Source organism: Haloarcula japonica DSM 6131, from assembly GCF_000336635.1.
Classification (GTDB): Archaea; Halobacteriota; Halobacteria; order Halobacteriales; family Haloarculaceae; genus Haloarcula; species Haloarcula japonica.
The window spans coordinates 32,422-45,320 of sequence record NZ_AOLY01000036.1 but is presented as its reverse complement, the minus strand read 5'-3'; the positions used below and the strand labels follow the sequence as shown (position 1 = coordinate 45,320).

14 protein-coding genes are annotated in these 12,899 nt (G+C 64.7%); 11 read left to right on the top strand and 3 right to left on the bottom strand.

Annotation, left to right across the window (positions count from 1 at the left end; translation table 11 throughout):
* Positions 1 to 112 precede the first annotated feature (112 nt).
* The 6 genes from C444_RS11165 to C444_RS11140 all read left to right on the top strand — a co-directional run bounded on the left by C444_RS11165 (position 113) and on the right by C444_RS11140 (position 5,251).
* Positions 113 to 910 carry a shikimate dehydrogenase gene (locus C444_RS11165; RefSeq protein WP_004592938.1) on the top strand — a complete coding sequence of 266 codons (798 nt, stop codon included), beginning with the start codon at positions 113 to 115 and terminating at the stop codon, positions 908 to 910.
* A gap of 50 nt (positions 911 to 960) precedes the next feature.
* Positions 961 to 1,584 (top strand): helix-hairpin-helix domain-containing protein, encoded by a 624-nt coding sequence (locus C444_RS11160; RefSeq protein ID WP_004592937.1) that lies wholly within the window; start codon positions 961 to 963, stop codon positions 1,582 to 1,584.
* An 88-nt stretch (positions 1,585 to 1,672) separates the two neighbouring features.
* Positions 1,673 to 3,142 (top strand): aminodeoxychorismate synthase, component I, encoded by a 1,470-nt coding sequence (pabB, locus tag C444_RS11155; protein ID WP_004592936.1) that lies wholly within the window; start codon positions 1,673 to 1,675, stop codon positions 3,140 to 3,142.
* Positions 3,139 to 3,885, top strand: a complete 747-nt coding sequence (locus C444_RS11150; protein ID WP_004592935.1) for an anthranilate synthase component II — start codon at positions 3,139 to 3,141, stop codon at positions 3,883 to 3,885. Before pabB ends, C444_RS11150 begins: the two co-directional genes overlap by 4 nt.
* Entirely contained in the window at positions 3,870 to 4,742 is an 873-nt protein-coding gene (locus C444_RS11145; protein WP_004592934.1) for an aminotransferase class IV, read from the top strand. The genes C444_RS11150 and C444_RS11145 overlap by 16 nt, the downstream gene beginning before the upstream one ends.
* 92 nt (positions 4,743 to 4,834) lie before the next feature.
* Positions 4,835 to 5,251: a Rieske (2Fe-2S) protein gene (locus C444_RS11140; protein WP_004592933.1), complete on the top strand. Its 417-nt coding sequence runs from the start codon at positions 4,835 to 4,837 to the stop codon at positions 5,249 to 5,251.
* A gap of 37 nt (positions 5,252 to 5,288) precedes the next feature.
* Here C444_RS11140 and C444_RS11135 read toward each other — a convergent pair whose 3' ends face one another.
* A complete protein-coding gene (locus C444_RS11135; RefSeq protein ID WP_004592932.1) occupies positions 5,289 to 5,579 on the bottom strand; it encodes a transcriptional regulator in 291 nt (96 codons plus the stop codon).
* A 131-nt stretch (positions 5,580 to 5,710) separates the two neighbouring features.
* On the opposite strand from C444_RS11135, the gene C444_RS11130 reads away from it, so the two are divergent.
* Complete coding sequence (locus tag C444_RS11130; RefSeq protein ID WP_049909439.1) at positions 5,711 to 6,577, top strand: universal stress protein; 867 nt, start codon at positions 5,711 to 5,713, stop codon at positions 6,575 to 6,577.
* A gap of 70 nt (positions 6,578 to 6,647) precedes the next feature.
* Here the strand turns inward: C444_RS11130 and C444_RS11125 are convergent, their stop codons facing one another.
* Complete coding sequence (locus tag C444_RS11125) at positions 6,648 to 7,283, bottom strand: FAD-dependent oxidoreductase (protein ID WP_004592930.1); 636 nt, start codon at positions 7,281 to 7,283, stop codon at positions 6,648 to 6,650.
* A 205-nt stretch (positions 7,284 to 7,488) separates the two neighbouring features.
* On the opposite strand from C444_RS11125, the gene C444_RS11120 reads away from it, so the two are divergent.
* The 4 genes from C444_RS11120 (at position 7,489) to C444_RS11105 (ending at position 12,601) form a co-directional block, all read left to right on the top strand.
* Positions 7,489 to 9,249, top strand: coding sequence for a 2-oxoacid:acceptor oxidoreductase subunit alpha (locus C444_RS11120; RefSeq protein WP_004592929.1), 1,761 nt, complete (start codon positions 7,489 to 7,491; stop codon positions 9,247 to 9,249).
* Entirely contained in the window at positions 9,246 to 10,109 is an 864-nt protein-coding gene (locus C444_RS11115) for a 2-oxoacid:ferredoxin oxidoreductase subunit beta (protein WP_004592928.1), read from the top strand. The genes C444_RS11120 and C444_RS11115 overlap by 4 nt, the downstream gene beginning before the upstream one ends.
* Before the next feature lie 225 nt (positions 10,110 to 10,334).
* Positions 10,335 to 11,129, top strand: coding sequence for a class I SAM-dependent methyltransferase (locus C444_RS11110; RefSeq protein WP_004592927.1), 795 nt, complete (start codon positions 10,335 to 10,337; stop codon positions 11,127 to 11,129).
* A 101-nt stretch (positions 11,130 to 11,230) separates the two neighbouring features.
* Positions 11,231 to 12,601, top strand: coding sequence for a cryptochrome/photolyase family protein (locus C444_RS11105; protein WP_004592926.1), 1,371 nt, complete (start codon positions 11,231 to 11,233; stop codon positions 12,599 to 12,601).
* Between the two features lie 29 nt (positions 12,602 to 12,630).
* On the opposite strand, the gene C444_RS11100 is transcribed toward C444_RS11105, so the two are convergent.
* On the bottom strand, positions 12,631 to 12,840 hold the full coding sequence (locus tag C444_RS11100) for a TOBE domain-containing protein (RefSeq protein ID WP_004592925.1): 210 nt from the start codon (positions 12,838 to 12,840) through the stop codon (positions 12,631 to 12,633).
* Between the last annotated feature and the right edge of the window lie 59 nt (positions 12,841 to 12,899).

Here is a 12,899-nt window from a genome sequence, read left to right as displayed (position 1 = left end):
TGTCGGAAGTGTGGCTGGGTCCGGCTGAAAAGCTTGCGAAAGTGTCGTCTGAGTACCCTGACCATTTGCTTGAGAGCGTGGCGTTCATACCACCGGGGGCGCTGGCGTTCGTATGGACGTTTACGGACTCATCGGCAACCCCGTCGGGCACTCGCTGTCGCCGCCGATGCACGAGGCGGGATACGAGGCACTGGGGCTTGACGCACGCTACGTCACGTTCGAACCACCAGCTGATTCCGGTGCCGAAGCCATCGAAGCGGCCGAGACGCTCGGGATCGACGGGCTAAACGTCACGATCCCGTTCAAACAGGACGTATTGACCGCCGTTGACCCCGCGCCGCTCGCTGAGCGCATCGGCGCGGTCAACACCGTTGATTTCACGGGCAAAACGCCGACGGGCTACAACACCGACGCGGTCGGTGCGGTCCGAGCGCTGGCACACCACGACGTGTCTCTGTCCGGTACGGCGGTCGTCGTCGGGGCCGGCGGTGCGGGGCGAGCGGTCGCGTTCGGCCTCGCCGATGAGGGACTGTCGGTGAAGATCGCGAACCGAACCGCATCGAAAGCCGACGGGCTCGCCGCTGAGGTCCCGAACGCGTCCGGCCATGGACTCGACTCGCTCTCCGGCCTGCTTGCGGACGCCGACATCCTCGTCAACTGCACGAGCGTTGGCATGGAGGAAGACGAGACGCCGGTCCCCGCTGATGCGCTACACGGCGACCTCGCGGTGCTTGATGCGGTGTACACACCCATTGAGACCCGCCTGCTACGGGACGCGGCGGCCGCTGGCGCAACGACAGTCGACGGTGCGTGGATGCTCCTGTATCAGGGGGTCGAAGCGTTCGAACGCTGGACCGGCGAAGATGCACCCGTAGATAGGATGAACAGCCAGTTGCGCGAACACCTGTAGCGAAACGGTCACCAGCAAGAGATTTGTGTGGGGGATAAATACGTCCATGTATGGGTCTGCTTCAGAAATTGAAATCCGTTCTCGGGCTTGACGGGACGGGGTCATCCGCGTCGGGGACCAATCGCGACGTGGACGTGACCGTCGAGCGAGAGCCCTCTACTGAAGACGAAGACGCCGTCAAAGGGACGAACACCGCGACGACTACCGAGACTGCTACCTCCGACACAGCGGACCAGACCGGTACCGACTCGGGGACCGGGAGCGACACGCCGGCTCCCGCGGACGAAGCGGCGACCGCGGAGTCACCGGCCACGGCCGACGACGAACCGTCTGCCGAAACTGCTGACGCCGCCACGGAGTCCGCCGCCGAATCCGAGCCGTCGGGCGACGACGCGGCCGGCGATTCGGAGGCCTCGCCTGCCGAGGAATCCGCCGAGGCTGCCGAGGAGACGGCGGAATCAGACGAGGCACAAGCCGAAGCCGACGATGAGGGGAGTACCGCTCCCGTTACGGACATCAAGGGCATCGGCCCCGCCTACGCCGACCGCCTCGCCGATATCGGCATCGAGACGGTGGGCGAACTGGCCGCCGCGGACGTGTCGGCCATCGCCGCCGACACCGACCTCTCCGAGAGCCGCGTCTCGGGCTGGGTCGAACGGGCACAGGACTACTGAGGCAGCCGCGACCACGCCGCGTCCGGCGTACCGTCGACCACTCGCTGAACCGCAAGGGAATTAGTCGCCGCGCTGTTTTCGTTCGGTAATGCCATCGGTCGCAACCGACCGGACCGCGTTCACCGACCTCGCAGCCGACGCACCCCCAGAGGCGCGCGTCCCCATCGAAGTCCGTGTGGACGTCGAGGACCCGTTTCTCGCCTATCGTCGGGCGCGCGACGAGACGGGCGGCGTGTATCTGGCGACCACCGGCGGCCAGTCGGGCTGGGGCTACTTCGGGACCGCCCCGGCTGACTTCCGCGAGGTCGATCCCAGGGAGGGGGGAACCCTCGCCACGCTGACGGAGTTCCTCGACGGCGAGCGACTGGTCCGCGGCGACTGCGACGTGCCGTATCCCTGCGGCGCTGTCGGGTGGCTCTCCTACGACGTGGCGCGGGAACTGGAGTCGCTGCCCGACAGCGCAGACGCCGACCGCGCCCTCCCGAACCTGCAGGTGGCCCGCTACGACCGCTTCGCCGCCTGGGAGGAACCACGTGGTGAGTCGGTGACGCTGCGCGTAACGGCCTGCCCGCGGGTCGGCGACTTCGAGACGCCCGGACTGGCCTACGAGTTCGGCAAGCAACACGCACTTGACCTCTCGCGGGCGGCCGTGGAGGGCGACCCCGCCGTCGGCGACCCGCCGGTCGAGGCCGACGAAGCCACCTTCGAGAGCGACTGCACGCGCGAGGCCTTCGCCGAGCGGGTCCGGACAGTCAAACAGTACATCCGCGACGGCGGCACGTTCCAGGCGAACGTCTCACAGCGCCTGCGCGCACCCGCCGCAGTCCACCCGGTCGAGGCCTTCGACGCGCTCCGGACGGTCAATCCAGCGCCGTACTCTGCCCTGCTCGAGTTCCCGGGCGTCGACCTCGTCAGCGCCAGCCCGGAACTCCTCTTGCACCGCGACGGCGACCGGATCGAGACCGAACCCATCGCCGGTACCCGCCCGCGGGCCGAGACGCCCGAGGCCGACGACCGACTGGAGGCGGACCTGCTCGACGACGAGAAGGAGCGGGCCGAACACGCGATGCTCGTCGATCTGGAGCGTAACGACCTCGGAAAGGTGAGCAAGTTCGGCAGCGTCGAAGTGTCGGACTACCGGCGCGTCGACCGCTACTCCGAGGTGATGCACCTCGTCTCGCTCGTCGAGGGCCGGCTCCGCGACGGCGCGACCTTGCAGGACGCCATCGCCGCGGTGTTTCCCGGCGGCACCATCACTGGCGCGCCCAAGCCCCGGACGATGGAGATTATCGACGAGGTCGAAGCCACGCGACGCGGGCCGTACACCGGCTCTATCGGCCTGTTCGGCTTCGACGGCCGGGCGACGCTGAACATCGTCATCAGGACCCTGGCCCGGTACGCCGAGGAGTACCACCTCCGCGTGGGGGCGGGCGTCGTTCACGATTCGGACCCGGACAGCGAGTACCAGGAGACGCTGGACAAGGGTCGCGCGCTTGTCAACGCCGTCGATGAGGCGCTGGGGCGGCGCGTCGACCTGGCGATGGAGGACCGGCAATGAGCGGCCGTCGTGACAGCGAGGGAAGTGGCGGCGACGGCACCATCGCTGGCGACGGCCCGGAGACAGACTCGCTGGCTCCGACCGTCCTGGTCGTCGACAACTATGACTCCTTCGCGTACAACCTCGTCCAGTACGTCGGCGAGGTGGTCCTCCGGCTCGGCGGGGCCGAGGACGACGTGGTCGTCCGGCGCAACGACGCCATCGACGTCGCGGGCATCCGCGAACTGGACCCCGACGGCATCGTCGTTTCGCCGGGACCGGGGACGCCAGAGGTGGCGGGCGTCTCGATGCCGATATTCGAGGAACTGGAATACCCCACCCTTGGAGTCTGTCTCGGCCACCAGGCCCTGTGTGCGGCCAACGGCGCACCCGTGGACCACGCCGAGGCAGTCGTCCACGGCAAATCCTCGTCGGTTACCCACGACGGCACCGGCGTGTTCGAGGACCTGCCGGACCCCGTCGAGGTCGGTCGCTACCACTCGCTAGCGGTCGACCGCGAGGACCTCCCCGACGTGCTGACCGAGACAGCGTACACAGTCAGTGACGACGCCTCTGAGGGCACTGTGGAATCGGCGTCAGCCGACGCTGCCACCGTCGACGGCACCGACGAGTCCCAGGTCGTCATGGGCGTTCGCCACAGCGACCGCCCGCACATCGGCGTCCAGTTCCATCCAGAGAGTATCCTGACCGACCACGGCAAGACCATGATCGAGAACTTCTGCCTGCTATGCAATACCACGTAGACGGGGCGCTCGTCCCCGAGGACGAGGCGACAGTGTCGGTGCGCGACCGCGGGTTCATGTACGGTGACGGGGCGTTCGAGACGCTTCGGGCCTACGGCGGCGACCCGTTCCGGTGGGACGCCCACCGCGAGCGCCTCCAGCGGACGGCCGAGACGCTGGGGTTCGCCGACGCCGTTCCCGGGGACCTCCGGGAGCGTGTCGACGAGACGCTCGCGGCCAACGACCTCGACGAGGCGTACGTCCGGCTGTCGGTCACGCGGGGCGTCCAGCCCGGGAAGCTCACGCCGGGAAGCGATGTCGACCCGACGGTCGTCGTCATCTGCAAGGGCCTTCCGCGGGGCGGGCTCGACGGCGAACGCGTCTGGGACGGACCGGCGTCGGTCCAAACGGTCCGGACCCGGCGGATTCCCGGCGAGGCCGTCCCGGCGGACGCGAAGACGCACAATTATCTCAACGGGATTCTCGGCAGACTCGAACTCCGGAAAGCCGCCGCTGGCGGCGAACCCGCCGACGAGTGTCTCATTCGGGACACGGACGGAAATCTGGCCGAAGGAGCGACGAGCAACCTCTTTTTCGTCACGGACAACGGCCTCCGGACGCCGAGTACGGACCTCGACCTGCTGCCGGGGGTCACCCGCGACGTGGTGATGGACATCGCCCGAGGCGAGGACTTCCCCGTCGAGACCGGCCACTACTCCCTCGATGCGCTACGCGACGCCGACGAGGCGTTTCTCACGAACTCGACGTGGGAAATCCGTCCCATCGGGACCGTCGACGGCATCTCGGTCGGGAGCGGGCCGATGACGAAGCTCCTCCAGCGGCTGTTCGACGAGCGCATCGAGGAGCAACACTACTGAGACCGAGTCAGTCTTGACGTTCGTCTCCGCAATACGCGAATAGGACCGGGACCGGCGGTTTGAAACGGCTTACTTCCTTACAAGTGGGTAGTATGGACGAGGACAGCCGCATCGTCTCGCTGGCGGAGGTACCTGATGACGGAACGTTTCTGTTCACTGTTCGCGACGGGTTCGACACCAAGGAAGCGCTTATTGTCGAGTTGTCCGACGCGGTCGTCGCGTTCGAGAACTACTGCCCACACTGGACAGATGTCCGGCTTGACAAGGGCAGTGGAGCGACGGTCCGCAACGGGGAACTGGTGTGTGAGAAACACGGGGCGACGTTCGAATCCGATTCGGGGCTGTGTAACTTCGGCCCCTGCGAGGGAGCGGTTCTGGAAGAAGTCGCCATCACAACCGAAGACGGTGACATCTATCTGACCGACGATCGTTACGAGTTCGAGAACCAGGGACCGTCGGGCGACCACGATCTCTCCTCGCGCGGTCGCATCGGCTTCTCCGGGAACTGAACGCACAGAACCGGTGCCGCTTGGAATCGGTCCTGTCTCAGCTAATCCGGTACGCCGGCTCCGAGACGGCTTCGCATTTACACTCCGGACACCGGCTCGGTCGGTTCGTCAGGTCATCGAAGTCGGTGAAGCCGCACTCCTCGCATTCGGGTGGGGCGACGAGAAGCTGTTCGTCGGTCGATTCCAGGGATTTCGAAATGTGTTCTACGTGCGTGAGCGCGTCGCTGGTCTGTATTTCGAACTCGTTCGCGATTGTCCCGGCGGCCATCGCTTCGTCGCGTAGTTGGTCAGCGATGCGCTGGCGCGTCGTCCGACTTGCCTCGCGCATGGGAAAAATTGGCATCCGACTGTTATAGGCTTTGTTCTGCTGTCGTTGCGTCACCGTTGCCGGCTCCCGTCCGGTTCCTGTCTCAGCCACGATACTTTATGACCACCGGCGGTGAACAGCGTGACCAACGGATGTTCGATACTATCCTCGTGCCGACCGACGGGAGTCCCGGTTCCGAGCGCGCGTTTGAGGCCGCCGTGGCGCTCGCAAGGACTCACGACGCCACCGTCCACGTCCTTTCCGTCGTTGATAAGCACGGACCCACAGACGACTGGGATTACGACGGCGACTCGCCAGCAGCGGCCTTCATCGAGTCCCAGGCCGACCACGTCGACAGCGAGGGCCTGTCTGTCGCCTCCGCCGTCCGCGAGGGAGTCGTCCACGATGCGGTTCTCGACTACGCCGACGAGAACGCCATCGACCTCATCGTCATGGGGACCCACGGCCGAACTGGTGTCCGGCGGTTCCTCCTCGGCAGTGTTACCGAAAAGATCGTCCGTCTCGCCGACGTACCAGTCCTCTCAGTCAAAGCTGACGCGGAGCCGGGAACCATCTCATTTGATGACATTCTGCTCCCGACCGACGGCAGTAGCGGCGCGGAGGCAGCTATCGAACCGACGGGCACACTCGCGAGCGAAACCGACGCCACTGTCCATCTCGTTTCGGTCGTGGACACGCGGTCGCTCGGTGTCGATGTCGGATCGAGCGTCATCGTCGACGAACTGGAGTCGGTCGCGACGGACGCAATAGGGGATGCGTCCGACCGACTCGCCGAGTTGGGAGTCGGAACGATTGAGACAGCGATCACTCACGGTACCCCTTACCGGGCTATTCTCGACGCTATCGAGGACGCTGACGCTGACCTCGTCGTCATCGGCACTCACGGTCGCACGGGCATCGACCGTTACCTGCTGGGCAGCGTCGCCGAGAAGTTGGTCCGAACCTCGCCGATTCCGGTGATGACTGTTCGAGCGTCGGACGCCGGTGAGGAGCAATAACACCGCTACCAGCGGTCTATCGTAGGGACGCCTAGCCGAGAAGACAGCGCTCGAACAGCACTCGACCGACCTATCCGAAGTTCTCGACCTTCGCGTCGTCAGTGTTGACCCCAGCAGCTTCCAGCGCTTCCGTGGCGGCGTCGAGGAAGTCCGCGAAGCCGTAAATGAACACCTGCCCGCCGTCCTCGACGGCGTTGGCGACTGGCTCGGTCAGGGACTCCTCGCTGCCGATGACCGCGATGAGCGCTCCGGCCTCGGCGAGCGCGTCCAGCCGCTCCTCGTGGACCGGTGCATCGTCCTGATACACGACTGCGGCCTCGTTCCCGTCCTCCAGCGCGCGCTCGGCAATACCTACGGCCGGACCGACGCCGGGACCGCCGGCCAGGACCACAACGCGGCTCTCGCCCTCGTAGTAATCCGACCCGAACGGCCCGGCGATACGGACGCCGTCGCCAGCTTCGAGCGCGCCGAGTTGGGGGGCCAGCTCGCCGTCGGGATCGATGCCGACAGTGATCTCGAAGGCATTGTCGACCGTCGGCGAGGAGATCGTATAGAACCGCGAGACGTCCTCCCCCTCAACGGGCAATGTCAGCTTGACGAACTGACCCGGCTGTGCGTCGAAGGCATCCGGTGTCTCGAAGTCGATTGCCACGGTATCGGGTCCGACATCTCGGACGGCAACCACGTCGAGGACTCGTTCATCCATACCCGAGAGTTGCCGTGACTGGGCAAGGGGGTTACGGTCGCGGAGTTTCACGCCCTTCGGAGCATGTTGCCGGTATTTTGCCACATACGGGTGATTATGCCGGTTTTCACTCGAAACTACCCCGGTATTCACTCGAAAACGAGTAGTGCGCGCGCGGGCGGTTACGGAAGGCTTTTCCTACCACGCTGGCTACCCGAGGGATATAATGCCAGAGGACCTGAACTGGGCCATCGGCGGCGAAGCCGGCGATGGAATCGACTCCACCGGGAAGATTTTCGCGCAGGCACTCTCCCGGGCTGGTCGACACGTCTTCACCTCAAAGGACTTCGCCTCCCGCATCCGCGGCGGGTACACCGCGTACAAGGTACGGACGTCAGTCGACCGGGTCGAGAGTGTCGTCGACCGACTCGACATCCTGATCGCACTCACCGAGCGAACCATCCACGAGAACGAGGACGAGCTCCACGAGGACTCCGTCATCATCTACGACGGTGAGCGCTCGACGATGCAGGACGTGGAAGTCCCCGGAGACGCGACAGCACTCGAAGTACCGCTAAAACGACTCGCAGAGGACGCGGGTGGGGCTATCATGCTCAACGTCGTCGCACTGGGCGCGGCGTGTGAGGTCACCGGTTTCCCCATCGAGAACCTCGACGAAAGCCTCGAAAAGCGCTTCGGCGACAAAGGCGAGGCCATCGTCGAGAACAACAAGGAAGCCGCCCGGAAGGGGCAACACTACGTCCAGGAGGAGTACGGCGAGTTCGACTACGACATGGAGACCACCGACGAGGACTACGTCCTGCTGAACGGCGACGAGGCCATCGGCATGGGCGCTATCGCCGCCGGCTGTCGCTTCTACGCCGGCTACCCCATCACGCCAGCAACGGACGTGATGGAGTACATGACCGGCCGCGTCGACCAGTTCGGCGGCAAGGTCGTCCAGGCCGAGGACGAACTCTCGGCTATCAACATGGCCCTCGGTGCGGCCCGTGCCGGTGCCCGAGCCATGACCGCCACGTCCGGTCCAGGTATCGACCTGATGACCGAGACGTTTGGACTGGTCGCCACCAGCGAGACGCCGCTCGTCATCTGTGACGTGATGCGCTCCGGTCCCTCGACCGGGATGCCGACCAAGCAGGAACAGGGCGACCTCAACATGACGCTGTACGGCGGCCACGGCGAGATTCCGCGGTTCGTCGTCGCCCCGACGACCGTCTCGGAGTGCTTCTGGAAGACCGTCGAGGCGTTCAACCTCGCCGAGAAGTACCAGACGCCCGTGTTCCTCGTCTCGGACCTCGCGATGGCCGTGACCGAACAGACGTTCTCGCCCGACACCTTCGACATGGACGAGGTCGAAATCGACCGCGGGAAGGTCGTCGACGAGAACGAGATCAACAGCTGGCTCGACGAGAAGGGTCGCTTCCAGGCCCACTTCGCGGCCGCTGACGGCATCTCGCCCCGAGCGTTCCCCGGGACGACTGACGGCGCACACATGACGACCGGCCTCGAGCACGACGAACTCGGTCGTCGGACCGAGGACACGGACGTGCGCATCGAGCAGGTGGACAAGCGCCAGCGGAAAGTCGAGACCGCCCGCGAGCAGGAGGACTTCGACTACCGCGAGTTCGGCGACCCCGACGCCGACACGCTCGTCATCTCCTGGGGCTCCAACGAAGGGGCCCTGCGCGAGGGGCTGACCCTGCTGGAGGAGGACGGCTACGACGTGCGGTTCCTCTCAGTACCGTACATCTTCCCGCGGCCGGACCTCACCGAGGAAATCGAGGCCGCCGAGGACGTCATCGTCGTTGAGTGTAACGCCACCGGCCAGTTCGCGGACGTCATCGAGCACGACGTCCTCGAACGGGTTCAGCGCATCAACAAGTACAACGGCGTGCGGTTCAAGGCAGACGAACTGGCGACAGAGATCAAGCAGACGCTTGACACACCTGCGGAGGCTACACAATGAGTTCCGACGTTCGCTTCACAGACTTCAAATCCGACAAGCAACCGACCTGGTGTCCCGGCTGCGGTGACTTCGGGACGATGAACGGCATGATGAAGGCGCTGGCAGAGACGGGCAACGACCCGGACAACACCTTCATCGTCGCCGGTATCGGCTGTTCCGGCAAGATCGGGACATACATGCACAGCTACGCCCTGCACGGCGTCCACGGCCGCGCCCTGCCGGTGGGCATCGGCGTGAAGATGGCCAACCCGGACCTCGAAGTGATGGTCTCGGGCGGCGACGGTGACGGCTACTCCATCGGTGCCGGCCACTTCATCCACGCCGTCCGCCGGAACGTCGACATGAGCTACGTCGTGATGGACAACCGCATCTACGGGCTGACGAAGGGGCAGGCCTCGCCGACCTCGCGCGAGGACTTCGAAACCTCGACCTCGCCCGACGGGCCGAACCAGCCGCCGGTCAACCCGAAGGCGCTGGCGCTGGCCTCCGGCGCGACGTTCATCGCGCAGTCGTTCTCCTCGAACGCACAGCGACACGCCGAAATCGTCCAGAAGGCCGTCGAACACGACGGCTTCGGCTTCGTGAACGTCTACTCGCCGTGTGTGACGTTCAACGACGTGGACACCTACGACTACTTCCGCGACGCCATCGTGGACCTCGACGAGACCGACCACGACCCATCGGACCGCGACCAGGCCAAAGACAAGATCCTCGAAAGCGAGAAGGAGTACATGGGCGTCCTGTATCAGGACGAGGACTCCGTTCCCTTCGAGGAGCGCGAGGGCGTCGACGAGTCGATGGCCGAGATTCCTGATGGCGCGCCCGAAGGCGCGATGGACCTCGTCCGCGAGTTCTACTAACCCACCTTTTTTTATCTCGCGCGCGAACCGCGCTCTGCTCACGGCGATTTCGCGGCGACATCGTGACGTCCTGAAACAGCGGCCTGCGGCCGCCGAATGCTACCTGGCGTTTCTATTGACTTCCCAAACAGGCCTTCTTGGTGATACATTCCGATAGCAAGTCGTGGTGAGTGCAACGCTGCTGAATGGGGTTCTTTATGACAACCGACTGAGGACTGTACGGAGATGGGTGACACGCTCGATTATGACGAGGCTGAAGCCCGGCAAGAGGAGGCGATATACAGAACGCCGGCCGCAGCGGCGCGTCGGGAGCGGGTCCGGACCCTACTCGCACCCGAACCAGGCGACACAGTTCTTTCTATTGGCTGTGGGCCGGGCTTCGAGCCGGCAGAGATCGGCTGGGCGGTCGGCAACGAGGGACACGTTCACGGTATCGACCGGAGCGAACCGATGCTCGAACTCGCCCGAGAACGTTGTGCCCCGCTCCCGCAGGTGACCCTCTCGCAGGGAGACGCCGATGCCCTCCCGGCGGCTGATGAATCTGTTGACCGGGCTGTTGCGGTACAGGTGTTCGAGTACCTCGAAACAGTTGCGTCGGCGGTTTCGGAACTGAATCGAGTCCTCCAGCCCGGCGGGTCCGCCGTCATCTGCGACGTCGACTTTTCGTCGCTGGTCTGGCGCAGTCCCAACCCCGAGCGTATGGCCCGCGTGCTTGACGCGTTCGACGACCACTGCCCACACCCACGTCTCGGCTCCCGTCTGGCTCCGATTCTCCGTGAGGCAGGTCTGGCGGTCGACCAGGTCGAACCGAACACTATCGTCAACAATCGACTCGAAGCGGGGACGTTCGCGTATCATCTCATGCAGTTCATCGAGGACTATGCGGCCGATCATGGGGCCATCGGGCGGACAGCGGCACGGGCCTGGGCCGATGACCTTCGGGAACAGGACGCCCGTGGAGAAACGTTCTTCAGCTTCACGCAGTTTTGCTATCTGGTCCACAAACCGAAGACGGCGTAGGCCGGGAACAGACAGGTGAGAGCGCCCGGTATCGTGGCTCCGGTTCGCACACACAATAGAATCGGGTTCGGACCCAAATGCCGGTATCCCTAACAGAGGGTATGCACGTTTTCTGGCACCAGCGGGACCTCCGGATACCGGACAACCGGGGACTGACTGCCGCCGCCGCGGACGACGAAGTACTATCGGTGTATGTTCTCGACACGGACCTACTGTCGACGGTCGGGAAGCGCCAGCGAGCCTTCCTGCTGGCGGGTGTCCGAGCGCTGAAACAGGCGTATCGGGACCACGGCGGGGACCTGCTCGTCAGGAAGGGGAGCGCCGTCGAGGTGCTCTCGAACGTCGTCGATGAGTACGATGCCGACCGGGTGTACTACAACGAACACTACCGGCCCGCACGGCGGAACCGCCAGCGGCGAGTCGACAAGTCGCTGCCGACGAAATCGCTGACAGACCTCGTGCTCGTCGACCCAGCGGGGCTCGATAGCCAGTACGAGAACCACAGTCGCTTCTACGACGACTGGCAGGCCCACCACAAGCTACCGCCCGTTGGCCGGCCCGATGCGGACTCGCTCGTCGACATGTCAGACCCGACGACGGCCCCGAGTATCGAGACGGAGCTCGACTTGCCCACACCCGGCTACGAGGGCGCACGGCAGCGGTACGACGACTTCCTCACCGGCGGTATCGAGACGTACAACAACACCCGAGATGATATGCGGGCCGCCGTCGAACGGCCGACCAGCGCCGTCTCGCGTATGTCGCCGTACCTCGCGGCGGGGATGATCGGCATCCGCGAGATGTGGCGGGATGCGTCCGACCGACATACAGAAGCCACCGGAGACACCCAGCGGAATATCCAGAAGTACCGCTACGAGCTCTCGTGGCGCGAACAGAGCTACCACCTGCTGTACCACAACCCGACGCTGCTGTCGGAGAACTACAAGTCGTTCCCGAACCGTATCGAGTGGGAAAACGACGAGGACAACTTCGAGGCGTGGAAGCGCGGCGAGACAGGGTATCCGTTCGTCGACGCCGGGATGCGACAACTCGAACGGGAGGGATACATCCACAACCGGCCGCGCCAGAACGTCGCGTCTTTCCTCACGAAACACCTCCTCGTTGACTGGCGTGAGGGCGCGCGCCACTTCCGGAAGCGACTGGTTGACCACGATCCCGCTACCAACGCCGCCAGCTGGCAGTGGACGGCCTCGACCGGAACCGACTCCGTGGACGTGCGCATCTTCGACCCGGTCGCACAGATGAGTAAGTACGACAGCGGGGCGGACTACGTTACCGAGTACGTGCCGGAGCTTCGTGGCGTCCCGGCGAAGAAGATTGTCGACTGGCCGACGCTCTCGGACGGCGAACGCGGGGAACTGGCCCCGGACTACTGCCATCCAATCGTCGACCGGAACGCCGCCTACGAGCGAGCACAACGCGTGTTCGAGACGGCGCTTGGGAAGCGGTAATCGGGTCGAACGTTTTGTTGACGCCGTTCTCAGTCCTTATTCACCATCACTTCGCTGGCCTTGATGACCGCTTCCACATCGTCGCCTTCGGCGAGGTCGAGCCGGTCAGCGGACCCTCGTGTAATCGTCGACGTGACTGTCTCGCCACCGTCCAGTTCGATGACGACCTCGGCCATCACTTCATCCATCGTCACTGAGCGAATCGTCCCGCTGAGATTGTTCCGGGCACTGAGTGCCATGCGAACTAGTTAGGAATGTAATAGTAATACAGTTGTCATCCCGGGAAGTATGGCCGCGG